Origin of the sequence: Micromonospora sp. WMMD964, from assembly GCF_029581455.1 — a bacterium.
Lineage (GTDB): Bacteria > Actinomycetota > Actinomycetes > Mycobacteriales > Micromonosporaceae > Micromonospora.
Map to the genome: position 1 here is coordinate 929,885 of NZ_CP120860.1, position 23,745 is coordinate 953,629.

Consider the following 23,745-nt stretch of genomic DNA (forward strand, 5'->3'; position numbering starts at 1 on the left):
GCCCGCGACGGAGTCGTCCGTCGCGGGCCACCTTCCATGGATCAGCGTCGCAGGGTCACCAGACCCGGCTCAGCGTTGCAGGGTCAGCAGACCCGGCCGGTACGGCAGGAGGCCGTAGTCGACGCCGTCGGAGCTGGGGGAACGACCCTGGTAGAGCAGTTGCAGGTTGCACGCGTTGACGGTCATCGTCTGGTCGGCGTTGGTCCGCAGCAGCTCACCGTGGCTGATGTCGTTGGTCCAGGTGGCACCGCTGTTGACCTTGCCGGCGAACGGGTTGCTCTGGGACGCGGCCTGCGGCGTCCACGTACCACCCAGGCTGGTCGCCGTGAACGAGCGGAAGTAGCGGCCGGTCGAGCCGATCGCCTCGACGATCATCAGGTACTTGTTCAGGCCCTGGAGCTTGTAGACCTGGACGGCCTCGAACAGGTTGTTCGTGGTGTCGGTCATGATCGTCTGGTAGTTGGAGCCGAAGCTGCCGGGGAAGTTCCCGATCGGCATGCTGGCCCGGTAGATCCGGCCGTTGTCGCCGGCGAAGAACAGGTACATGTTCTGGTCGTCGCCGATGAGGGCCTGGTCGATCGGGCCGGTGTTGGAGTTGGAGATGCTGCCGCTGAACAGCGTCTGCGGCGACGACCACCCGTTCGGGTTGGTCGGGTCACTCGAGGTCCGGTACGAGAACGCCGGGCCGCCCCACTGGTAGGCGAGCACCCAGATGTTGCGCGGCGCGAAGTAGAACAGCGACGGCGCGACAGTTCCCGAGTTCATCGCGTTCTGGCTGGCCGAGCCCATCTGGGAGTAGTTGCTGAAGAGGCCGAAGTTCATCGAACCCCAGCTCGACCCGAAGTCGTGCGTGGTGGCGTAGACGAGCTGCTGGCCGTTGTACGGCGCGACGGTGAAGTCCTTCAACGACACCCAACCCGACCTCGGCTGCGCCAGCGCGCCCGTCGACGACCACCGGTACGTCGAGGGAAGGTCACAGGTGCCGGTCGGCGGCGGCGTGGTGGTGGGCGGGGTGCTCCCGTCGACGCGGACGAGCTGCCACTGCTGGTTGGCGCCGTTCCAGTCGTCGTACTGGACGATGTTCCCACCGTCGGCGGTCGAGGCGCCCTGCACCTCCATGACCTTGTTGCTGTTCCGGTTGATCAACCGGACGTAGCCGCTGTCCGAATCGGCCAACCGGAACTGCTGGTTGGTGCCGTTGTTGTCGGACCACTGCACGACCGCCGCACCGTTGGCCGTCGAACGCTGGTACACGTCGAGCACCTTGCCCGACAGCCGCGACTTCAACCGGTAGTAACCACCACCGGAGTCCACGAACTGCCACTGCTGCTGATTACCGTTGTTCCGGGCCCACTGCGTGATCCGGGCACCGTCGTTCGTGGCCAGGTTGTAGACGTCCAGGGCCTTGCCGCTGTTGCGGTTGACCAACACGTACCACGCGCTCGTGTCGACAGTCGCGGCGGCGGCGGGTGACTGCACCGCCGCCACGGCGACACCACCGACCATCACCGCCGCCGCACCGGCGGCGAGAAGCCGGGGCAGCCACCAGCGCCGCCGCGCGGGCGGTGCGATCGATGGAGACCTATCTAGGGCAGACATGATCCTCCTCCAATGACCAAGAGCCGAACGGCCTGCCCGGAGCTGGGCCCACCGCGACGCGTGGCCGGGACCAGACATCCCAGCGTTAGCGTTAACAAGACGCCTGGATGCCCAGCGCACGCCTGATTCGAGATCGACGAAGCAGGGCTTGCCCGGGAAGCCAGCATCTCGTCGTCCTTAGGCATCGACTGTGAGCGATAACATGGCGTTCGTCAAGACGTAACGTGCTGGGAACATCGATGGCTGCCACCGCGTCGGGCGCGACGTGATCGCACCGCGCCGAACACCCGCAGGCCACCACCCCCGCTCGACCGGCGGGTAACTTCCGGCTCCCTAGATCGTTGATCGCCGTGTGCGGCCAGCCCCCGACCGTGACCGTCACGGCGTCATCTCGGGATCGTCTCGACCTGACATGCGAGCGTCGGCAGAAGGCGCGGCGGGAACGGCGGACCGATGACGAGCACGGAGCCGACCGGGCCGCGACGTAGCCCCAAGTCGTCGAATCGGGCGACGCTCCTGGAGCTGTTCTTCGACGTCTTCTACGTCGCCATGTTCGCGCAGCTCTCCATGCAGTTCGCCAGGAATCCGAGCTGGGGCGGCCTGGGACAGACCCTCATCCTGCTGCTGGCCGCATGGTGGACCTGGTCGACGACGGTGAACGCCACCGAGTTCTACGACCCCCAGCTCCGGGCGGTCCAGGCGGTGGTCGCCGGCACGGTGTTCGGCGTGGCCCTGATGGCGGTCGCCGTACCGGCCGCCTACGGCGGGCGCGGGCTGCTCTTCGCCGGGGCGCACGTCGGCATCCACCTGCTCCGGGGGAGCCTGCTGATCGTCGCGCTGCGCCCACGCCGTGCGCACGCCCGGGAGGAACGCGTCCTCTTCTGGTTCGTCCTCTCCGGGATCCTGTGGCTCGCCGGCGGGTTCGCCGGGCCGGCGTGGCGCACCGGCCTGTGGGCCGGCGCGATCACTGTTGACTACCTGGCCGCCGGACTGCGCTACCCGACGCCCCGACGAGGCCGGCTACCCATCACACGGTTGACCACGCACTTCGGCGAGCGCTACCAGCAGATCGCCATTCTCGCCCTCGGCGAGCTGGCACTGATGTCCACGTTGATATTCAGCCGCGCGAGCTACACCCCGGCCCGTGCCGTCGCGTTCCTCGCCGCGATCGTCACTGCGCTGCTGTTCTGGCAGATCTACGTGTTACAGAGCAACAAGCTGGTCGACCGGTCGGCGCACCTGCGTCCGCACGCCTCGATCTTGTTGGCCCCGTACGTCTACGCCTTCGTCGTCACCGGCATCATCGCCACGTCCGGCGGTGTAGACCTCGTCCTCCACGAACCGCAGGGGACCGCACCGGCCAGTTGGGTCGCTCTCCTCGCCGTGGGACCGGTCCTGTACGTACTCGGCCGGATGAGCTCGGAGTACGTGCTCCTCGGCCAACTCCCGCCCAGCCGCCTGGCCTGGCTGGCGCTGCTGCTCGCCTCGACGCCGCTGCTGACCATGCTGCCCCCGTGGCTCGTCATGATCGTCACCGTGGCCGTCCTGGTCGGCATCACGATCACCGACGTGCGGCGGCTCCGACGCGCCGCCCTAGCGGACTAGGGCCTGTTTCATAAGGGCGGTCGAGCCGAGGCGGAGCACGGGCGGCGATCCGGCAAGGCGCGGTTTCGTCCGGATACCGGTGTTGTATCCGGGCGAAACCGCAACGCCGCCGGGCGTCGTCCGGGCCCGCCGCAGGCCGGCCAGTTCTTATGAAACAGGCCCTAGCTCCCTGCCTCCCGCACGAGGGACGGCCTCTCCGAACGGCCCTTCCCGGCGTTGTTCGATGAGCCTCAGGACCGAAAGGCCGACCAGCCCGCGCAAGGACAGGTGAAACAGGAAAGCCTGACCTGCGTTCTAGCAGGTCAGGCTTTCCTGATCTTGTGCGCCCGAAGGGACTCGAACCCCTAACCTTCTGATCCGTAGTCAGATGCTCTATCCATTGAGCTACGGGCGCTCGTGCTCAGCCAGCATACACACCCGGCTTTCGCGCGGAGACTCCGGGATTCGAACCCGGGAGGGGCTTTAAGACCCCAACCGCATTAGCAGTGCGGCGCCATAGACCAGACTAGGCGAAGTCTCCCTGGTGGCCCTGTAGACCACCGCGCCCGAGGATACAGGTCGCCACCCACCGGGAGCAAAACGACTTCCGGGGTACGCCGACCAGGTTCACCCGCCCCCGTGTCTTCGCGCTGTGCGAAGGCGTGATCGGGACTACGCTCCATCGATATGCAGGAGCAGCCGCCCAGCGAGTCGCCCCGTCGAGAGCCTGCTGAGAGAGCGCGTCGACGCTCCCCTCGGGCCACCTTCACGCCCCCGACGGCCGCCGAGCAGGCCGCGACTTCCGGGCCGGCCGCGACCACCGAACCGTCCCCGGCCGACGGCGAGCAGTCGACGGGGAAGCCGACCCCGCGCCCGCGACGGGCCAAGGCCGCCCCGGCGGTGCTCTTCCAGCCACCGGACCCGGACCGGCCCCTGCCCCGGCAGCCGAGGCGCGCCCCGGCCGCCACGACGAGCGCTCCGAGCACCGAGCAGCCAGACCAGTCGACCAGCGATTCGAGCACCGAGCAGCCGCCGGGCGACAGCGTGGGCCAGGACGCGTCGGGGCCGACGGCGCTAACCGAGCCGGCGGCCCGGACGCCGAAGGCCCGGGCCACGCCCGCACGCAAGGCCGTCGCCAAGAAGGCGGTCGAGGTGACGCCGACCACGTCGAAGCCGAGAAAGCGCGCCCCGAGTCCCACCAAGCGAGCGGTCGCCCCGGGCCAGAGCGCCACCGCACAGGAGGCCGCGCCCGAGCCGCTGACTGCGGTGATCGCCACGTCGGGGCGCACCCCGGAATCGGAACTGCGGGCGGTGGCCTCGCGCGTGCTCGACCACCCGGGGTTCGCGCCGGAGTTGTTAGCTCTTGCCGCGGTGCGTGCGCTCGGGCCCGGCGCGGCCGAGTGGGCCGCAGGGCTGCGTACCCGGTACCCGGACGCGTCGGCTGACGGCCTGGCCCGGTTGGCCACCCGGCGGTTCGTCCGCTCGGCGGGCGCGGGCGGGGCGGCGGCGGCACTGGCCGGGTTCTTCGCGCCGTTGGCCGAGCTGACCTCGGTGCTGTGGACGCACGCGAACCTGGTGCTGCACCTGGCCGCCGCGTACGGGAAGGACCCAACCCATCCGGATCGGGCCGTCGAGTTGCTGGTGCTCACCCAGGTCCACCCGGACGCGGCGAGCGCGGAGGCGGCCCTGGCGGCCGCGCAGGAGGCGGGCGACCCCGTCGAGGCAGGCTGGCCCCGGGCGGCGGAGGCCGCCTGGCGGTTGGCCGCTCCGCTCACCGCGCAGACCGGCGGGTGGGTCGCGTTGCGGCTGGTGGCGCGCTTGTTGCCGGGTGCGGCGATGCTCGCCGCGGCGCTGGGGGACGCGGCGGCGGCCGACCGGCTCGCGGCCCGGGCGGTGGCCGCCTACCGGCCCGCGCGGCGCTGACCAGCCAGCACCAGCCGACGAATCAGGGCCAGTTGACCGGTCAGAGCCAGTCGAACCACTCCCGGGGCAGCAACGCGTAGCCGACGAAGGCGAACACGTCGAGCAGCGTGTGCGCGATGATCAACGGCATCACCCGTCGGGTGCGCAGGTAGAAGAGGCTGAACACGACGCCCATCACCGCGTTGCCGAGGAACGCGCCGAAGCCCTGGTAGAGGTGGTACGAGCCGCGCAGCAACGCGCTGGCCGCGATGATCGTTGCCAGCCGCCAGTGGAGCTGGCGTAGCCGGGTGACCAGGTAGCCGACCACGATCACCTCCTCCAGCACGGCGTTCTGCACAGCGGCGAGGATCAGCACCGGGACCGTCCACCAGAGGTCCGGCAGCGCGGCCGGCACCAGCGTGGCGTTGACCCCCAACTGGGCGGCCACCCAGAACAGGGCCAGCCCGGGCAGGCCGATCAGCGCCGCCAGGCCGGCACCCCGGGCCAGGTCCTGACCGGGCCGCCGGGCGTCCAGGCCGAGGGTTCGCGCCGGGTCTCCGGGGTCCCTGCTGAGCAGGTGTACGGCGAGCAGCACCGGCAGCAGCGCGAACACGATGCCGAGCAGTTGGTACGTGAGGTCCAGCCACGGTCGGCTCGACGCCGAGGTGTTCAGCGAGGCGGTCTGCTTGGAGAGCGGACCCTCGGCGGTCAGCTTCGCGATGATCGAGACGACCGCGTAGACGGCGGACTGGCCGAGGGAGAGGCCCAGGACCAGCAACGTCTCGGTGCCGAGCAGTCGGCGGGACACCGGTCGGGTCAGCTCAACGGTCACCGCACCACTCTGCCCGACGGGCTGCGCCGGTGACATGGCCGACCGGCCGGCATGAGCCGATCGCACATTCTGTGCGACCGGTCGACACTCTCCGTGGAGATTCTATGGATGCCCGATCCGCTGCCGTCTGGAGAAGGAGCGCCCGTGGACAACCTCGCGCGGTTGCTGAAGGAGAGCTGGACCCTGGTCGAGGACGACCGGGTCCGGTTGAGCGGGCACTTCTACGCCCGGCTGTTCCTGCTCGACCCCGCCCTGCGGCAACTCTTCCCGGTGCAGATGACCGGCCAGGGCGACCGCCTGCTGGAAGCGATCATCACGGCGATCCACACGGTCGACGACCCGGAGAGCTTCGACGAGTTCCTGCGGGCGCTGGGCCGCGACCACCGCAAGTACCACGTCGACGACTCGCACTACGCGACGATGGGAGTCGCCTTGTTGGACGCGCTTCGCAGCACCGCCGGCGACGGCTGGAACCTGGAGTACGACCAGGCGTGGCGGGAGGCGTACGCGGCGATCACCGCTTTGATGCTGGCCGGTGCGAAGGCCGACGACGATCCGCCGTTCTGGCACGCCGAGGTGTTGACCCATGAGCGGTACGGCCCGGACACCGCCGTACTGACCTGTCGGGCACTACAACATCCGCTGCGGTGGCAGGCCGGGCAGTACGTGAGCCTGGAGGCGCCGCGTCACCACCCCCGGGTGTGGCGGAACTACTCGATCGCGAACGCCCCGAACGACGACAACCTGCTGGAGTTCCACGTGCGGTCGCCCGGCGCCGGGTGGGTGTCCGGCGCGCTGGTGCGTCGGGTGCGACCGGGTGAGCTGCTCCGGGTGGCCGCGCCGATGGGGTCGATGACCCTGGACCGCGCCTCGGAACGGGACATCCTCTGCGTGGCCGGCGGGGTCGGCCTGGCGCCGATCAAGGCACTGGTCGAGGAGTTGGCCACCTACAACCGGACCCGGTGGGTGCACGTCTTCTACGGCGCCCGGCAGGCGGCGGACCTGTACGGCCTGGCCGGGTTGCAGGAGTTGGTGGCCGTACACCCGTGGTTGTCGGTCACGCCGGCGTGCAGCGAGGAGCCGGACTTCGACGGTGAGCAGGGCGACATCCCGGACGTGGTGGCCCGGTACGGCCCGTGGACCACGCACGACTGCTACGTCTCCGGCTCGGCCCGGATGGTCCGGTCCACGCTGCGGGTGCTGGCCGCGGACGAGGTGCCGCCGCCGCACATCCGCTACGACACCTTCGGTGACCTCTAGACGTTCCTCCCCCCACACCGGGGCGCGTGCCCCTGCCCCCTGGGGCACGCGCCCCGGTCCCCAACGGTCAGTAACACCAGGGGTGCCCGGTCTCGCGGTATTCCTCCACCGGCACCAGTGGCACGCCGGGTGCCATCCGGTCGACGTAGAGCCGGCCCTCCAGGTGGTCGATCTCGTGGGCGACCAGCCGGGCCATGCCGAACTCGAACGACGTGATGATCCGGCTGCCGTCCCACTGGGCGTGCTCCACGTCCAGTCGGAGCGGTCGGGGCACCAGACCCCGGTGGTCGAAGAAGGAGAGGCAGCCCTCGTACTGCTCGTCGGTGTCCGGGCCGGCGTCGACCACCCGGGGGTTGAGCAGCACGACCGGCTCCGCCGAGCGGTCCGGGGGCCGGACCACCGCCACCGCCCGACCGACGCCGAGTTGCGGGGCGGCGACCCCCACCCCCTTGCTGAACGGGTGCAGTTCGTCGAGCCGGGCCAGGGCCGTGGTCAGCCGGTCGACCAGGTCCCGGGCGACGGGTTCCTCGACGGGCAGGTCGAACGGGCGGACGTGTTGCCGGAGCAGGTCGTCGCCGCGTTGCACGATGCCGAGGCCGCGCATCCGGTCGCTGGGCCGTACCCGGACACCGCCGGGGCCGCTGTCGGGGTCCGCCTCCGGTCGCGCCCGGAAGCGCCACTGCATCCGGTAGCGGGCGTTCAGCGGCGGGTCGTCGGTCTGCCAGTCGTAGATCGCCCGGTCGCCCTCGTCGTGGCGTTGCGGCGCCGTCCGCAGCGGGCCCTCCTCCGCGGAGAGGGAGGTCTCCACGCCCCAGACCTGCGGGTCCAGCGACGCGGGCAGATCGAGGCGTACGGCGAGTTGCCGGGTGGGCAGCCGGACCGCCCGCTGGAACCAGGGACCCCACTTGTCCTGCCCGACGCTGTACGCGTACTCGATGATGGCCCGATCTCCGGGGTAGAGCGGGAACCGCCGCTCCCCGTTCTCGAAGAGCAGCCAGATCTCCTTGAACGCGTCCCGGTCGTGCTTGGCACGCCAGTGCATCGGCTCCGGGTCGCCGCCGCCGTCGTCGCGCCGGGCCTGTAGTTGCAGTTCGGCGAAGGTGAGCGGGTGTTCCCGGTGGTGCCGGTTGGAGCGGCCGGGGTCGTTCGGGTAGCGGTCCACGGCGACCCGGACCAGGTAGCGGGTGACCGGCTCGGTGCCGGCGTTGTACAACTCGCGGTGGATCACGCACCGGTAGCCGTCGACGGTGTGGGTGAGGGTGGCGAGTTCCCGCTCCACGACGAGGCCGGTGCCCGGTGGCAGCCACTGCCCGGGCGGGTACTGCTCGCGCGGTGGGTTACCGGTGCGGGCGTGGCGCAGGTCGTCGTACTCCCGGAAGCGCTGCCAGATCGCGCCGCTGGCTTCCAGGACGGCCTCGGCGCGGCGGGCGAAGTCCTCCGTCGGCCGGTGCCGGCGGCTCTCGACGTGGCTCACGTAGGAGGGGTCGAAGCCCATCAGGACGGCTAGTTGTTTCTTGGACAGCCCGCGCCCGGTCCGTTGGCGGGCGAGCTCGGCCGCGAAGGAGTCGGCAGCCCGTTCGAGGGGTGAGGTCGTCATCGGCTTCCTCGTGGCCGGGGCTATAAGTTTCACGTTCCGTGCCTGGGCGCACACGCATCTGGCATCTTGTCGACACTCTGGTTGACAATTCACCGATAGACATCGATGCTGCGGCAGCGTTTTCCCCTGAAACCGCCGGGTAGTAGGCGAGGTAGGGGGCGCTTCTCCGATCGGGCAACCGGCGTGACCTGCGCCTCCCGATATGACCAAGGTGAGGCTTCCCTTAGACCCGAGGGCGTGGTTAGGCTAGCCTTAGCTCAGGACGGCAGTCGTCGTCCGCCGGGGCCCACTCCTCGGCCACGCGGACGGGGGATCTCAGGTGACAGCGGTGCTGCCGGGGCGGGACGTCACCGCCACGCCACTCGCCCCCGTCACCGCGGCACTCCGAGCCATGTTCGGCACCGACGATCTTCCGGGGCTCGCCCCGGGGCTCGTGGTCCACGACGAGTTCGGCTGGTCCCCCGCCACCACCCTGATCGACGGCAGTCGGCTGCCGGAGCTGCTGAACGGCGCCGCCACCCGCTGGGGCGGCACCCCGCACGCCTGCGCCGCGCTGGCCTGGAAGTCGTACAGCTACTGGACGGCCCTGCCGGTCGTGCTCGGCTGGGCCTCGGCCCGTCGGGTGCCGCTGTTCGACCCGGCCGACGTGTTGATCCACTTCGAGGACCACCGCCAGCTGATCACCCTGGGCCTGCGCCGTGGGATCACCGTGGCAGTGCTACCGAGCGACCCGCTGGCGCTCACCGGCCTGCCGGAGGTGCGGGTCGTCGCCGACGAGGCCGAACTGCTGACCGCACTGCGCGTCTCCCTCCTCGACTCCCACCTGGCGCCGCTCATCACGGCGATCCAGTCGGAGGTCCGGGTGGGCACCCGGACGCTGCTCGGCTCGGTCGCCTCCGGCATCGCGCACGGCATCCTGCGGGCCGCGGACGGCCTGCCCGGCTCGACCGTGCAGAGCATCGACACCCTGCTCGGCGCCCTCGGTCTGACCGACCTGATCGAGCTGGTGCCCGGCCCGGCCGGTGAGCCGACGGTGCAGCGGCGCACCTGCTGCCTCGCGTTCACCCTGCCCCGGCCGAAGGTCTGCCAGGGCTGCTGCGTCCGCTGAGTCTCCGCCTCAGTCGGTCAACGGCCGGACGTCCCACACCCACACACCGCCGGTGAAGGTCGGCTGGATGCCGGTCAGCTCGGTCATCCCCCGGCGCAACGCGTCCTGGTGCTCGTGTGGGCCGAGGATGACCACCCCGGCCCGCCAGAACCGCAGGTCGTCGACCGCCCGGACCCGGCTCTGCGGTGTGATCGGCGGCACCGCGCCGCTGCGACGGATGGTGGCGAAGAAGCTGCTGGTGGGGCGCGGGGTGGCACCGAACAGCGCGACCTTCGGCGGATCGGCGCTGGGCCGGGTGTCGGGGCCGAGGAAATAGCCGCGGGCCAGTGGCATGTCCAGCCGGGTCGCCGCGGACCAGCGCAGCGGCTCCGCGTAGGTGGTGTCCGGCAACGGCAGGGTGACCACACTGCGCCCACCGGCCACGTACTGACGCCACGCCCCACCGGTCACGAAGGTGGGGATCGGGTCGGGACGGGTCACGGGTAGCGGGGTCGGCACGATCGGCAGCAGGGCCATCACGAGCACGGTGGCGGTGACGAAACGGATCTGCCCCCGGGCCGTCGGGTGCGAGTCGGCCAGTTCGCGGGCGCGTTCGGCACCGTAGGCGAGCAGCAGCCCGATGATCGGGGTGATCGCCAGCGCCCACCGCGTCGGCACCACCGAGTGCAGGATGGGCAGGTTCTCCAGCGCCGCCCACGGGCCGGGCACACCCGTACCCTTGTTGTCGAACCGGACCTCGCGGCCCAGCGAGAGCACCGCGAAGAGCAGTCCGAGCCCGGCCAGCGCGAGCACGACGACCGAGCGGCGCAACCACCAGACCAGGGCGATGACGAGCACCACGAGCGCCCACCCGAAGAAGCTGTTCTCCTCGGTCGGATTCTTGGCCAGGCCCGCGGCGGTGCGTGGGCTGCCGGCGAGCGACTCCCGGGAGTACGCGACGAACGAGGCGAGGTCGCTGGAGTAGCCGCGGATCAGGCGGGATAGCCCGGAGTACGCGCCCGGGCCGAAGAACTGCACGTACAGGGGGTAGGCCAGCAGCAGCCCGGCGACCACTGCCGCGACGGCGAGACCGGCGAGGAAGGGCCGGGTCCGGGTGCGGAGATCGGCACGACCGAGAGCGAGTACGCCGACGACCACACCGAGCCCGATCGCGGTCATCAGGAGGATCTCCAGGTTGAGGAACGCCTGCCAGACGATCACCAGGGCGAGGAGGACACCGTTGCGCAGCCAGCGGCCCCCGTCACCGAGTCGCAGTGTGCGCCAGATGATCAGCGGGACGACGAACTGCGACACGATGTTCGGGTGCCCGTTGGCGTGCGACACCATGGCGGGCGCGAACGCGCAGAAGCCCGCGCCCAGCCAGGCGGGCCCACGGCTGCCGATCAGCACCCGGGAGAGCAGGAAGTACCAGGCGGTGGCGGTGGCAATCATGCCGGCGGTGAGAAAGACCAGGAATGACGTCCGCGGCCCGAAGAGCAGGGTGATAGGCGTAAGTGGCAACGAAATGGATAATACGGACGTGTTCGCCATCAAATTGACGCCGTCCGGGACGTTCATCTGATCCGAATGGAACGGGTATGCGAAATGCGTGATTACCCGCGCACCGTGCGCCATCATCCATTCGAACTGCGACTGATCCGACTGGTTGTCCCGCACCGCGCCGCCGGGGTCGAGCCAGAGGCGACAGGTGACCCAGAAGCCGAGCACCACGAAGCTCAGCACGGCGACCAGGTCGGCCACCTTCCCCCGGCGTGGCCGCCGAGCATCGACTGAGGCCCCCTCCACCGACGCAGCGGCCGGGCCGTCGCCGCCGCTGGGCGCGTCCGATTCGGGATTAGTCATGACAATTCATAGGATAGTCACGGGCTGCCGCTGCCGTGACATGTTTCGGGGTATTGCCGTACTATGTGCCGGGTTCGCCGACCGCCGATCACGAACCCACCCCCCGACCACAATTCGGCCACCCCCGATGCCCCGATTCTTCTGCCGTCCCAGCGGATGATTCACTCTGTCGGTCCAGGCACGGGTCGAGTTCATATCGTGAGGAATCGACGCATGGCAGAAATCACTGGGGATCAGCGCGTGCAGTCCGAGGTGCTGGAAGGCCTGGCGACGGCTGTCAACCACCGTCGCTGGTTCATCGAGCTGGCGGTGCCGTACCTCGGCGACAACCCGATCGAGATCGGCAGCGGCCTCGGTGACTACGCGTTGGAGTGGTCGGAGCGGCTGCCGCGGTTCACGGCCACCGAGGCCGACCCGGACCGGCTGGTGCAGCTCAAGGAGCGCCTCGCCAAGCGGCCCAACATCGACGTCCGGCAGATGCTGCTGCCGCACAACGACCGGGGCGACTACAGCGCCGCCGTCTCGTACAACGTCCTGGAGCACATCGAGGACCACGTGGGCGCGCTCAGCAGCATGCGCGACCTGGTCCGACCCGGCGGCGCAGTGATCATCATCGTGCCCGCGTTCCAGTTCGCGATGAGCCCGGCCGACATCGCCACCGGGCACGTCCGCCGCTACACGAAGAAGACGCTTCAGGCGGCGATGACCGAGGCCGGCCTGACCGTCGAGAAGATCCACTACGCCAACGCGCTGGGGTTGATCGGCTACTTCATGGCCACCAAGGTCTTCCGGCTGATGCCGAAGGAGGGCCCGATGGTCAAGGTGTACGACACCCTCGTCCTGCCCGCCACCAAGGCCGCCGAGCAGATCGTCCGCCCCCCGTTCGGCCAGTCCGTCTTCGCGGTGGCCCGCGTCCCCTCCTGACCCACTCGGGCCGCCAAGCCTGGGCGATCATGGAGTTGTGGTGCCAGGTTCATTACCTGCAGGGTGTTTTGACCCCCACCACAACTCCATGATCGACGAGACGGGGCGTTACTCCTTGATCTGGTACGTCGGGCGGATCACCGCACGGGCCAGTGTGTGGAACGTGAGGTTGAAGCCGACGTAGGCCGGGCTGGCGTCCGGGGTCAGGTCCAGGCGCTCGACGTCCACGGCGTGCACCGCGAAGACGTACCGGTGCGGGCGGTCACCGGCCGGCGGAGCCGCGCCGCCGTACCCCTGCTCCCCGTAGTCGTTACGCACCGAGAACGCGCCACCGAGGTCGGTGCCCGCCGCGCCACCGGCCCCCGTGGGCAACTGGGTGACGCTGACCGGCACGTTCACCAGCACCCAGTGCCAGAAGCCACTGCCGGTCGGCGCGTCCGGGTCGTAGCAGGTGACCGCGAAGCTCTTCGTCTCGGCGGGGAAATCCGACCAGGACAGCTGCGGCGAGACGTTCTCGCCCCCGGTGCTGCCATGCGCGTGCCGGGCGTCCATCGGCTCGCCGTTCTGCACGTCATCGCTCGTCAGCGTGAACGAGGGCAGCGTCGGCAGCAGCTCGTACGGGTCCGGGGCAATCGGTCGTTCCAGGGTCATCGGGACGCATCCTTCCGGTGTGCGGAGATACCAGCCCCTTCTTACCCCGCGCTGTCCCGTCCGACGACCGGCACCGTGGTTTTCCGGAGCTACGGTGGAGTTCGGGCAACGTTCCTCAGGGGGACCTCGTGGCCGGCATCTGGCGGGACTTCGCGGTAGCTGTCCTCACCGCGTTCCGCCGCCGGGACGCGCGGACCACCGCCGACGAGCGCCGCCGAGCTGTCGAACGACTGGCCGAGGAGACGATCCGGCAGGAACGGCGAGGCGCAGACCCGCCGGAGTGACCGGGACCCCGGAGGCCGGACCCCTTCCGGGCCAACAGCCAAGATGACCTGATGTGGCGGATCGTCCGATCCCGGCCGGTGGTCACCGCAGAGACGCACCGACCGACGCTGTTCGAGGTCTTCTTCGACCTGGTGCTCGTCTTCGGGCTCATCCGGGTCACCACGTTCATGAGCGAACGACCCACGTCGGTGACGCTGGTGCAGGGTCTGCTCGTCCTCATGCTGCTGTGGAACTCCTGGCTGGTCTACGCCTGGCTGGGCAACTACGTCCGGCTCGACGTCGGATTGATCCGGGTCGGCGTCGCCGTGGCGATGGCAGCCGTCTTCCTCATCGCGTTGGTCCTCCCCGAAGCCTGGGAAACCGGCAGGGGTACGAGGACACCCCGGCTGATCCTGGTGCTGGCGTACGTCGTGGTGCGGTCGACCCAGTTCGCCCTCTTCTACTGGGCATCGATGGACGACCCTCGGCGACTCAGAACCGTCCGGCTCTACGCCCTCACCACAGCGCTGTCCGCGATCCCACTCGTCCTCGGGGCCGTGTTCGGCGGCACCCCGCAGATCCTGCTCTGGGCGGCAGCGCTCATCGTCGACATGGGCGGTGGGGTGCTCGCCCTGCTGGTGGGCGGGTGGCCGGTACGCAGCCCCGGCCACTTCGCGGAACGGCACGGCCTGGTGGTGATCATCGCGCTCGGAGAATCCCTGATCTCGGTCGGCGCCGGGGTCGGAACCCAGATGATCCACTGGCCGACCCTGGCGGCGGCGCTGCTCACCCTCACCGTCACGGGGTGCCTGTACTGGCTGTACTTCCCGAGCGCGACGAGCGCCGGAAACGCGCTGACGACGGACTCCGGGCTGCACCGGGGCTTCATGGCCGGCAACGCGTACAGCGTCGCCCACCTCCCGCTGCTCGCCGGAACCATCTACGTGGCGCTGGGAGTCGAAGAGGTGCTCGCCGGCCTGGCACACGGCAAGACCCACCACACCCTGCACTGGATCCCGGCCGTAGCACTGTTCGGCGGAACCGCCCTGTACCTCGCCGGCCGTGCGACGTTCCTGGCACTGAGCGTCCGGTGCGTACGACCCGAGCAGTTTCTCGCGCCCGCCGCGGCGCTGCTGTTACTCCCCGTCGGGCGTTACCTGCCCGGCCTGGCCGCCCTCGGCCTGCTCACCGCGTTCCTGGCCGTACTACTCAGCTACGAGGCGTGGAGCCGGGGCCGCTCCGGCACCCCGGTCGAGCCCTGATCCACTCGCCTTCCGCGAAGTCGCGGTATCCACGGCGTCCCGATACACCAACTTCAGCGAAACGGAGTCGATCACGGTGGCGGAGGGTGTGGGATTCGAACCCACGAAGACATCGCTGCCTTACCGGTTTTCAAGACCAGCGCCATCGGCCACTAGGCGAACCCTCCTGGACCGCCACCCGTGGGCGTACGGCCACGCATAGTCTGCCACGGCTCACTCCGGGCGGCCCGGCGTCCCTCCCCGATGCGTCAGCCAGGCGGTTCAGGGCGTCCACTGTGGGCGAGCGACGGTGCGCCTGCGGCATCGACTGTGATCGGGTAAGACTGACTCCATGAAGGCGATCACCATTCCGCAGCCCGGTGGACCCGAAGCACTGGTCTGGGCCGACGTGCCCGACCCGGAGCCGGGCCCGGACGAGGTGATCGTGGATGTGCGGGCCAGCGGGGTCAACCGCGCTGACCTGCTGCAACGGCAGGGCAACTATCCGCCGCCGCCGGGCGCGTCCGCGTACCCCGGGTTGGAGTGTTCCGGGGTGATCACCGTGGTCGGCGCGGACGTTGCGGGGTGGGCGGTCGGGCAGCAGGTCTGCGCGCTGCTGGCCGGTGGCGGGTACGCCGAGCGGGTGGCGGTGCCCGCCGGGCAGTTGCTGCCGGTGCCGGCCTGCGACCCGGTCGACGCCGGGGCGCTGCCCGAGGTGGCCTGCACGGTCTGGTCGAACCTGGTCCAGGTGGGGCGGCTCGGCGCGGGCGACACACTGCTCGTGCACGGCGGCGGGAGCGGGATCGGCACCTTCGCGATCCAGCTCGGGGCCGCTCTCGGTGCCACAGTCCTGACCACCGCTCGGGCGGCGAAGCACTCCCGGCTGCGTGAGCTGGGCGCGTCGCACACGATCGACTACCGGGAGCAGGACTTCGTCGAGGAGGTCCGGCAGGCCACCGACGGTCGCGGAGCGGACGTCGTCCTGGACATCATGGGTGCGTCCTACCTGGGGCGGAACGTGGCGGCGCTGGCCACCGGCGGGCGGCTGGTAGTGATCGGCATGCAGGGTGGGCGCAAGGCGGAGTTGGATCTCGGCGCGCTGCTGACCAAGCGGGCGACCGTCGCCGCGACGTCGCTGCGCTCCCGGCCGCTCGCCGAGAAGGCGCAGATCGTGCAGGGCGTACGGGACGAGGTGTGGCCGTTGATCGAGGCGGGCACGGTCCGCCCGATCGTCGACCGGCGGCTGCCGATGGTCGAGGCGGCGGAGGCGCATCGGCTCGTCGAGTCGAACGACCACTTCGGCAAGGTGTTGCTCACCCTGGGGTGACGCCGGAGGGCGTGCCCGCTGGTCGCGGCAGCATCAGACGGGCACCGGGGCCCTCGCCGCCCAGCGCGTCCCCCGGGTTGTAGAGCACGCAGCGTTGCAGGGAGAGGCACCCGCAGCCGATGCAGCCGTCCAGGTTGTCGCGGAGCTCGGTGAGCAACCTGATCTTCTCGTCCAACCGGCTCCGCCAGCTCGCGGAGAGTCGCGCCCAGTCCTGCGGGCTGGGGGTGCGGCCTTCGGGGAGCGAGTCGAGCGCCGCCCGAATCTCGTCGAGTGAGACGCCGACCTGCTGGGAGATCCGGATGAAGGCCACCCGCCGCAACTCGGCGCGGGCGTAGCGGCGTTGGTTGCCGCCGGTCCGTTCGGCGCGGATCAGACCGAGTCGTTCGTAGTAGCGCAGCGCCGAGGGTGCCACGCCGGAGCGGACGGACAACTCGCCGATCGTCAACGAATCCGGCATCACCAGGTCCTTTAGTTGAAGTGCACTTCAACTAAAGGTTAGCCCGCTCGAAAGAGCAGCGTCGGTCAGCGTGACGCGGGGACCGGGCGGCGACGTGCGCGCTCGCGGCCGAGGATCCAGATCGCCTCGACCCCATCCTTCCAGGTGATCTTCTTGCCCTCTTCCCGGCCACGCGCCCGGTAGCTGATCGGCACCTCGTACGGGCGGATGCGGCGACGCAGCAGCTTGCCGGTCACCTCGGCCTCCATGCCGAAGCCGCGCGAGCGCACCTCGAGCGAACGGTAGAGCGCCACCGGCATCAGCTTGAAACAGGTCTCCAGGTCACCGATGTACGAGTTGAACAGCACGTTGGCGGCCATCGTGACGCCCTTGTTGCCCATCACGTACCAGAAGCTGTAGGCGCTGTGGCTGCCGAAGGTGCGATTGCCGTAGACCACCGTGGCCCGCCCGTCGAGCACCGGGTCGAGCAGCTTGGGGATGTCCTGCGGGTCGTACTCCAGATCCGCGTCGAGGATGACCATGTAGTCACCCTCCGCGCTGTCGACAGCCGTCTTGATGGCCGCACCCTTGCCGGCGTTGCGCTGGTGGGTGATCACCCGCAGGCGTGCGTCGTCGGCGCGGCCGAGGACCTCGCCGGTGCCGTCCCGGCTTCCGTCGTCGACGACGACCAGCTCGATCTCGCAGGGATAGTCAACCGCCAACGCCTGCTTGAGGGCATCCGCGATGCGTTCTTCCTCGTTGTAGACCGGCATGAGGATCGAGAGCTTCACGGGAATCTCCACGGTGGCGACAACACGTCGGGCCTAGCCTAGCCTGGCAGGTTAGCCCATCGTCTGCCGCCACCGCGGGCAGTCGGCGTGGCGGGCTCAGGCCGATGGTGTTTACTTCCGGCCATGTCGGCTGCCGGCTCCCTGCTCGCGGTGGTTCCCGCCGCCTCGGTGCTCCTACTCACCGTCGCACTGAGGTCGCGCGCGGTCGATGCGGTCGCGCCGCTGCGACTCGCCGTGGTGCGCTCAGTACTGCTCACCGGCGTGTACGCGGTGCTCGTCGTCGAGCTTCTCGGCGCGTTGCACGCACTGACCCGGTCGACCTTCGCCGCCGCCTGGCTGCTCTTCCTGGCCGCGGCCGCGACAGCCGCCGGTCTGCGGCAACGGTCGAGCCGACCAGCACCTCCCTCCGCCGCCACCCCGCGACCCGTGCCGGTGGGCGCCGTGGTCGGTGGCAGCCCGGAAACGCCAGAGCCCGTTGCGACCAGTTCCGGCCCCGCGCCGACGCGGACCTCTCGGGCGCCCTCCGGCCTGCTCGCCGTGGCGGTCGACACCTGGCGTACGGCCGGACGGGGCGAGCGGCTGCTCGTCGGCACGATCGCCGGGCTGGTCCTGGTGGAGCTGCTGGTCGCGCTGCTGGCCGAGCCGAACAACTTCGACTCGCAGACCTACCACCTGCCGAAGGTGGAGCACTGGGTGGCCCAGGGCGACCTGGACTTCTGGCCCACCGCCATCCACCGGCAGGTGACCATCCCGCCCGGAGCCGAGTATCTGCTGCTGCACCTGCGTCTCCTCACCGGCGGGGACCAGCTGCACAACCTGGTGCAGTGGGCGGCCGGAGTGGTCTGCCTGCTGGTGGCCGCACGGATCACCGCTCAGCTCGGCGGCGGCCGAAGGGCCCAACTGCTCACCGCGTTCGTGCTGGCGACCACGCCCATGGTCGTGCTCCAGGCGACCAGCACGCAGACCGACCTGGTCTGCGCGGCGTGGGTGACCTGCGCGGCGACCCTGGTGCTGGACGGGCTGCGACGGCGTACCGGCTGGGGCACGCTGCTCGGGTTGGGAGCGGCCACCGGCCTGACCGCGGTGACCAAGACCAGCGGGCTGATCGCGGTCGGCCCGCTGCTGGTTCTCTGGGGGCTGGCGCAGCTCCGCCTGAGCCTGGCCGCGAAGGCGGCGACGTCAGGCACTGCCGCGAACCCGGCGACACCGGGCACTGCCGCGACCGCGGCGACACCGGGCACTGCCGCGAACCCGGCGACGCCGGGCACGGGCGCGAACGCGGCGACCGGCGGGGATCGGCGACCTCGGCCGGCCGGTGGGGTGGTCCGCACGGTCGGTGGTTCGGTGCTGATCCTGCTGGTCGCGGCAGTGGTGGTCGGCCCGTTCCTGGCCCGGGTGACAGCGGAGTTCGGGCATCCGCTGGGCCCGCCACGGCTGCGCGAGTCGATCCCGATGGAACGGCACGACCCGCAGTCGATCCTGGTCAACGCCCTGCGGATCGCGCACACCGCGTTCGACACACCGGTGGCGCCCCTGCGCCGGGCCGGCGCCGAGGTGATCATCGACGGCGCGGGCGTGATCGGGGTGGACCCGCAGGACCGCGCGATCACCTTCGGCCGGGAGATCTTCCCGGAGCCGGCCTGGTATCCGGACGAGGACCGGGTGGCGTTCCCCCTGACCGGGGCGCTGGCGCTGATCGGCGCCGTCGTCGCACTCGCCCGCCCGCGCCGGATCGACAGCGAGCAGGCCGGGCCGCTGCGCGCGTACGCGGTGGTGGTGCTGGCCGCCGTCCTGCTGCACACCTCGATGATCAAGTGGCAGCCGTGGGGCAACCGGCTGATCCTCTACGCGGTGGTGCTGGCGGTGCCGCTGGCCGGGCTCTGGGTCGACGCGCTTCTCCGTCGACGTGGCGCGAACTCGACACGCCGGTCGGTGGCCACCCTGGCGGTGGTCACCGTGCTGGCCACCTCGGCGCTGGCCGGGGTGCTCGCGCTGTCGTACGGCTTCCCGCGCCGCCTGGTCGGCTCCGGTTCGGTCTTCACCACCTCGGACTGGGACACCCGGTTCCTGCGCCGCCCGCAGTGGGCCGACGAGTTCCGCTGGGCCGCAGCGGCGGTCCGGGCCAGCGATGCCCGACGGATCGGGCTGGTGCAGCAGAACGACAACTGGGAGTACCCGTGGTGGCTGCTGCTCCGGCAGCCGGACGGTGGGTCACCCGACCTGGTGGCGTTGCAGTCGGTGCTGCCGGAACGGCCACCCGCCGACCCCTCCTCGGTCGACGCGATCGTCTGCACCGGGAGCCGTCCGGCCTGCACGAAGCTGGTGCCGGCCGGCTGGCGGTTGGAGTTCCGCGGCTACGTCGGCTACGCCCTGCCGCCCGCGCGCTGACGAGGGCAACGCGAACGCCGCCGCCCACTCGCTGACGAGGGCAACGCGAACGCCACCGCCCGCGCGCTGACGAGGGCAACGCGAACGCCGCCGCCCGTTCGCTGACGGGGGCAACGCAGACCCGGCCGCCCGGATAGTCCGATCCGGGCGGTTCGGCAGCCCGCGCGCAAGGATCCGAGGCGCATTCACATCTATTGATCCGCACGTTACCGTCTGGTAACTCAGTCGACGTCCTGCGACTGAGCCGAAAGGAGTGCGTCGATGCCTGCAACCCCCACCAGGCCCGAACGCGCGACCCGACGACGGGCCCTCACCGTCGCCGTCTCCGTCGCCGCGCTCGTCCTCCCGATGCTCGCCGGACCGGCCACCCCCGCCACCGCCGCCGAGCGGCCGACCGTCCAACCACTCCCCGCGAACCTCGAGGCCATCCGGGCCGCCGAGGCCACCGCCCTCTACGGCAGCCCGGCGATCCGCCCGATCGAACAGCGCCGCACCGCGCTGGTCACCATGGGCGACAGCGAGATCTCCGGCGAAGGGGTCGGCAACTACGTCCCCGGCACCCACCAGGACGGCAACTGGTGCGACCGCTCGTACGACCAGGCGGTGTTCCGCACCGGCATCACGTCGGACGCGCAGTACAACATCGCCTGCTCCGGTGCCACCCCGTGGAATCTGATCGCCGGCGGACCGACCCAGCACAACGAGCTGAACCAGGGCGACTACCTGGGCATCAAGGCGCGCAACACGCACGTGAAGCTGATCTGGGTGGTGGTCGGCGCCAACGGGGACGGGACCATCCAGTTCGGGCCGGTCGCCACCGACTGCGCCGTCCGCCGGGTCTTCTTCCAGGGGCCCTGCTACCCCACCTACACCGACCAGTGGACGATCCGCACCGACGGCAGCCGGCAGGCCGTCGAATCGGCGCTCAACGACATCCGGCGGACCATGACGAAGGCCGGCTACCTGCGGTCGGACTACGAGCTGGTGCTGATGTCGTACCCGAGCCCGGGCAGCCCGGACGTGGAGGACAACCCGAACTTCCCGGGTTGGTACTCCGGCGGTTGTCTGCTCTACCTGGCCGACGCGGCGTTCGCCCGGAACAAGGCGGTGCCGCTGTTCGAGTCGGCGCTGCGGTCGGCCGCCGCGAACACCGGCACCCGCTACCTGGACGCCAGCCGACTCTTCCACGGGCACGAGGTGTGCACCGACAACACCTCGGTACGTGGCCTCTACATCGAGGTGGGCATCTGGAACGAGAACGCCGCCCGCCAGTCGTTCCACCCCAACGCCCGTGGGCACGGCATGTTCGCCCAGTGCATCACCCAGTTCTGGAACTCCGGCCAGGACGGGGCCAGCTGCGTCGACCCGGCGAGCACCGGCAGCGGCGTGCTCTACCCGGGCCTGCTGGACTTCAGGCAACTGCGCAACCTGGCCACCGGCACCTGCGTCGACGGCAAGGGGTACGACTCACGCAACGGCACCGTGCAACAGCCGTACTCCTGTCACGGTGGGCGTAACCAGGGCTTCTGGTACGACTCGACCCGGCGTTCGCTGCACTCGGAGCTGTCCCACGATCGCTGCCTGGACGTCTCCAACAGCTCGATGACCGCCGGCACCGCGGTGAACATCTACGACTGCAACGGCACCGGGGCCCAGCAGTTCGTCTTCTCCGGCAACCAGATCAAGCCGGCCGCCGCGAGCAACCTCTGCGTGGCGTTCGACAACCCGTTGCTGGGCAGCTCCCGCCTGCGGTTGGCGAACTGCGGAAGCAGCACCCGGCAGCAGTGGTCGTTCGAGGCCCGTACCGCCGCCAACCCGGTCGGCTACGGTCACGACGACTTCATCGGGTCACGCGTGTACTGACGAACGAGGGGGCCCCGGCGTCGGCCAGGGCCCCTCTCGCTCACTTCGCGCGGGGGATGAGCACGAGTCGGGCCACGCCCTTGTCGCCGTCCTTCGCGCCGGCGACACCGACCGTCGCGCCGACCTTCACCTCGCTCGGCTGCACCGTGGCGCGCCGCTCGACGACCCGCAGGTCCTCGCCGAAGGTCCAGGTCATGGTGAAGCCGTCGGTGGACTTGACGGTCATCGAATCGCCGTCGATCGCGGTCACCTCCCCGCGCTGCACGGCCACGGTCTGCGTACCGCCGTCCTTGGTCTTCACCACCGCCTCCCCGTGCAGGGTGTTCTTGCGCAGCAGCACCCGCGCCTGGCGGCGCTTGCGCCACTCCTCACCGCGCTTCTCCCGGGCCTTCTCCTGGGCGGTGGGGGAGGCACCGGGCGTCGGGGTGGCCGGTGCGGCGACGGTCAGCACGTCCAGGTCGTCGGCGTCGAACCCCATCGCGGTCAGCGCCTGCCCCTCGACGCCCATGGCGGCGGCGACCTCGACGGCCGCCTCCCGGGCGGGCTGGCCGGCCACCTCGGCCGCACCGCAACCGCTCAACGCGAACACGGCGACCAGTGCCGTGGTGCCGGTGGCGAATCCCCAACGTGACATGACGTTCCCTCTCGTCCGTGGAGCCCTCAGCCTCCCCGGGAACGACGAGCGGAGCGTCAGGCCGATGTTCGGGTCAGGTAAGGATCACCGGGCAGCCGGACCGTGAAGGCGGCTCCGCCCTCCGGCGCGTGCCCGGCGGCGATCTCCCCGCCGAGCCGCCGGACCAGGCCGGCGGCCAGCGCCAACCCCAACCCGCTGCCCACCTTGCGCACCCCCCGGTACCGCTCGTGCAGGGCACCGCGCTTGAACGCCACCGCCAGGTCGTCGTCGGTGAAGCCGGGCCCGCCGTCGCGGACCTCCAGCACACCGCCGTCGGCCGGGTCCGCGCTCGCCGGCCGGACCGCGAGCACCACGGGCGAATCCGGGGGTACGACCCGCAGCGCGTTCTCCAGCAACCCGTCCAGCACCTGCCGGATCCGACCCGGATCGGTGTACGCGGGCACCGGCAGGCCGGTCGTCTCCAACCGGAACGGCACCCCCACCGCGGCACACCGGCCGGACCAGGTCGGTTCCGCGTCCACCGCCAACCGGGTGAGGTCCACCGACACCGGTTCGAGTGGGAAGTCCGCCGCCTCCAACCGGGCCAGCGCCAGCAGGTCCCCGATGAGCCGGTCCAGGTGTTGGGCCTCGACGAGCATCGTCCGACCGGTGTCGACCGTGTCGTCCGCGCCGAGCACGCCGTCGGCGAGCGCCTCGGCGTACCCCCGGATCGCGGTCAGCGGGGTGCGCAACTCGTGCGAGACGGACAGCAGGAACTCCCGCTGTCGTCCCTCACTGGTGGCCAGTGCGCCGGCCAGGCCGTTCAGCGCCTCGGCCAGGTCGGCGACCTCGTCCGGTGACTCGACCGGCACCCGGACGGCCCGGTCCCCGGCGCGGAGCCGGGCGGCGGCGGTGGCCGCGACGCGGATCGGCCGGGCCAGCCGACGGGCCAGCAGCAGACCGGCCGCCACACCGGCGGCCAGCCCGGCCAGGAGCGGCAACCAGAGGCTGCGCAGCACCTGGGCCCACAGCCCGTCCGACGACGGACGGGACAGCACCACGCCGTTGCCGTTGGGCAGCGCCCGACCCTCGACCAGGGCACGTTTCCCGTTGACGACGCGTCGGACCGACACGTTGCGGCCCTGCCCGATCCGCTGCACCACCCGGGGTGGCAGGCCCGGCCGGTCGACCGTCCCGCGCCGGATCAGGTACGCGTCGATGCCCTGGTCACGCAGCTGTTGGATGAGCCGCTCCTCGTCGGTGCCGCGCCCCCGGTCCAGGCGGGTCCGTAGCACCTCGGCGGCGAGCCGGGCCTGGGCGGCGAGCGCGTCCTGGTCTCGCTGCTCCGCTCCGCGAATCGCCAACGGCACCGCCACGATCGCGGTGACCAGCACCGACACCAGCGCCACCGCGCACGTGACGAGGACCGCCCGGGCGGTCAGCGTACGGCCGAAGCGGACCCGCCGGGGTTCGGCCGATGGGCGGGCGGCGACCACCGGGAGCGCCATGGTGGGCGACTCGAC

The 23,745-nt window shown here is 70.6% G+C and carries 19 protein-coding genes and 3 tRNA genes; 10 read left to right on the forward strand and 12 right to left on the reverse strand.

Annotated features, from left to right (window positions below):
• Positions 1–69 precede the first annotated feature (69 nt).
• A complete protein-coding gene (locus O7616_RS04380) occupies positions 70–1,599 on the reverse strand; it encodes a non-reducing end alpha-L-arabinofuranosidase family hydrolase (RefSeq protein ID WP_282305715.1) in 1,530 nt (509 codons plus the stop codon).
• Positions 1,600–2,052: 453 nt separating this feature from the next.
• Here O7616_RS04380 and O7616_RS04385 point away from each other — a divergent pair, with 453 nt between their 5' ends.
• On the forward strand, positions 2,053–3,204 hold the full coding sequence (locus O7616_RS04385; RefSeq protein ID WP_282305716.1) for a low temperature requirement protein A: 1,152 nt from the start codon (positions 2,053–2,055) through the stop codon (positions 3,202–3,204).
• A 321-nt stretch (positions 3,205–3,525) separates the two neighbouring features.
• Here O7616_RS04385 and O7616_RS04390 read toward each other — a convergent pair.
• Together O7616_RS04390 and O7616_RS04395 are read right to left on the reverse strand one after the other, a co-directional pair.
• Positions 3,526–3,598: transfer RNA gene (locus O7616_RS04390), tRNA-Arg, on the reverse strand.
• Between the two features lie 35 nt (positions 3,599–3,633).
• A tRNA-Ser gene (locus O7616_RS04395) sits at positions 3,634–3,724 on the reverse strand.
• Between the two features lie 146 nt (positions 3,725–3,870).
• On the opposite strand from O7616_RS04395, the gene O7616_RS04400 reads away from it, so the two are divergent.
• Entirely contained in the window at positions 3,871–5,106 is a 1,236-nt protein-coding gene (locus O7616_RS04400) for a hypothetical protein (protein WP_282305717.1), read from the forward strand.
• A gap of 40 nt (positions 5,107–5,146) precedes the next feature.
• Here O7616_RS04400 and O7616_RS04405 read toward each other — a convergent pair whose 3' ends face one another.
• Positions 5,147–5,917, reverse strand: coding sequence for a CPBP family intramembrane glutamic endopeptidase (locus O7616_RS04405; protein ID WP_282305718.1), 771 nt, complete (start codon positions 5,915–5,917; stop codon positions 5,147–5,149).
• 144 nt (positions 5,918–6,061) lie between these two features.
• On the opposite strand from O7616_RS04405, the gene O7616_RS04410 reads away from it, so the two are divergent.
• Complete coding sequence (locus O7616_RS04410; protein WP_282263716.1) at positions 6,062–7,177, forward strand: globin domain-containing protein; 1,116 nt, start codon at positions 6,062–6,064, stop codon at positions 7,175–7,177.
• A gap of 67 nt (positions 7,178–7,244) precedes the next feature.
• On the opposite strand, the gene O7616_RS04415 is transcribed toward O7616_RS04410, so the two are convergent.
• Positions 7,245–8,774: a peptide deformylase gene (locus O7616_RS04415; protein WP_282305719.1), complete on the reverse strand. Its 1,530-nt coding sequence runs from the start codon at positions 8,772–8,774 to the stop codon at positions 7,245–7,247.
• A 331-nt stretch (positions 8,775–9,105) separates the two neighbouring features.
• Here O7616_RS04415 and O7616_RS04420 point away from each other — a divergent pair, with 331 nt between their 5' ends.
• Positions 9,106–9,882 (forward strand): hypothetical protein, encoded by a 777-nt coding sequence (locus O7616_RS04420; RefSeq protein WP_282264723.1) that lies wholly within the window; start codon positions 9,106–9,108, stop codon positions 9,880–9,882.
• A 9-nt stretch (positions 9,883–9,891) separates the two neighbouring features.
• Here O7616_RS04420 and O7616_RS04425 read toward each other — a convergent pair whose 3' ends face one another.
• Positions 9,892–11,724: a hypothetical protein gene (locus O7616_RS04425; protein ID WP_282305720.1), complete on the reverse strand. Its 1,833-nt coding sequence runs from the start codon at positions 11,722–11,724 to the stop codon at positions 9,892–9,894.
• Between the two features lie 213 nt (positions 11,725–11,937).
• Between O7616_RS04425 and O7616_RS04430 the strand changes: the two genes are divergently transcribed.
• Positions 11,938–12,648, forward strand: coding sequence for a class I SAM-dependent methyltransferase (locus tag O7616_RS04430; RefSeq protein ID WP_282305721.1), 711 nt, complete (start codon positions 11,938–11,940; stop codon positions 12,646–12,648).
• A gap of 108 nt (positions 12,649–12,756) precedes the next feature.
• Here O7616_RS04430 and O7616_RS04435 read toward each other — a convergent pair whose 3' ends face one another.
• Entirely contained in the window at positions 12,757–13,299 is a 543-nt protein-coding gene (locus tag O7616_RS04435; protein ID WP_282263712.1) for a YbhB/YbcL family Raf kinase inhibitor-like protein, read from the reverse strand.
• A gap of 128 nt (positions 13,300–13,427) precedes the next feature.
• Here O7616_RS04435 and O7616_RS04440 point away from each other — a divergent pair, with 128 nt between their 5' ends.
• Complete coding sequence (locus O7616_RS04440) at positions 13,428–13,583, forward strand: hypothetical protein (RefSeq protein ID WP_282263711.1); 156 nt, start codon at positions 13,428–13,430, stop codon at positions 13,581–13,583.
• Between the two features lie 51 nt (positions 13,584–13,634).
• The gene (locus tag O7616_RS04445; protein ID WP_282305722.1) at positions 13,635–14,825 is read left to right on the forward strand and encodes a low temperature requirement protein A; all 1,191 of its coding nucleotides are present in this window, start codon (positions 13,635–13,637) and stop codon (positions 14,823–14,825) included.
• 77 nt (positions 14,826–14,902) lie between these two features.
• On the opposite strand, the gene O7616_RS04450 is transcribed toward O7616_RS04445, so the two are convergent.
• Positions 14,903–14,992: transfer RNA gene (locus O7616_RS04450), tRNA-Ser, on the reverse strand.
• Between the two features lie 164 nt (positions 14,993–15,156).
• On the opposite strand from O7616_RS04450, the gene O7616_RS04455 reads away from it, so the two are divergent.
• Entirely contained in the window at positions 15,157–16,131 is a 975-nt protein-coding gene (locus O7616_RS04455; protein WP_282305723.1) for an NAD(P)H-quinone oxidoreductase, read from the forward strand.
• Here the strand turns inward: O7616_RS04455 and soxR are convergent.
• On the reverse strand, positions 16,118–16,588 hold the full coding sequence (gene soxR / locus O7616_RS04460) for a redox-sensitive transcriptional activator SoxR (RefSeq protein ID WP_282305724.1): 471 nt from the start codon (positions 16,586–16,588) through the stop codon (positions 16,118–16,120). The two genes, O7616_RS04455 and soxR, sit on opposite strands and share 14 nt — an antisense overlap.
• A 65-nt stretch (positions 16,589–16,653) precedes the next feature.
• On the reverse strand, positions 16,654–17,358 hold the full coding sequence (locus O7616_RS04465) for a glycosyltransferase family 2 protein (protein WP_278147840.1): 705 nt from the start codon (positions 17,356–17,358) through the stop codon (positions 16,654–16,656).
• A 123-nt stretch (positions 17,359–17,481) separates the two neighbouring features.
• Here O7616_RS04465 and O7616_RS04470 point away from each other — a divergent pair, with 123 nt between their 5' ends.
• Positions 17,482–19,746, forward strand: a complete 2,265-nt coding sequence (locus O7616_RS04470; RefSeq protein WP_282305725.1) for a glycosyltransferase family 39 protein — start codon at positions 17,482–17,484, stop codon at positions 19,744–19,746.
• A 261-nt stretch (positions 19,747–20,007) separates the two neighbouring features.
• The gene (locus tag O7616_RS04475) at positions 20,008–21,609 is read left to right on the forward strand and encodes a ricin-type beta-trefoil lectin domain protein (RefSeq protein ID WP_282305726.1); all 1,602 of its coding nucleotides are present in this window, start codon (positions 20,008–20,010) and stop codon (positions 21,607–21,609) included.
• A 40-nt stretch (positions 21,610–21,649) separates the two neighbouring features.
• On the opposite strand, the gene O7616_RS04480 is transcribed toward O7616_RS04475, so the two are convergent.
• A complete protein-coding gene (locus tag O7616_RS04480; protein WP_282305727.1) occupies positions 21,650–22,243 on the reverse strand; it encodes a hypothetical protein in 594 nt (197 codons plus the stop codon).
• Between the two features lie 56 nt (positions 22,244–22,299).
• A complete protein-coding gene (locus tag O7616_RS04485) occupies positions 22,300–23,730 on the reverse strand; it encodes a HAMP domain-containing sensor histidine kinase (RefSeq protein WP_282307525.1) in 1,431 nt (476 codons plus the stop codon).
• Positions 23,731–23,745: the final 15 nt, after the last annotated feature.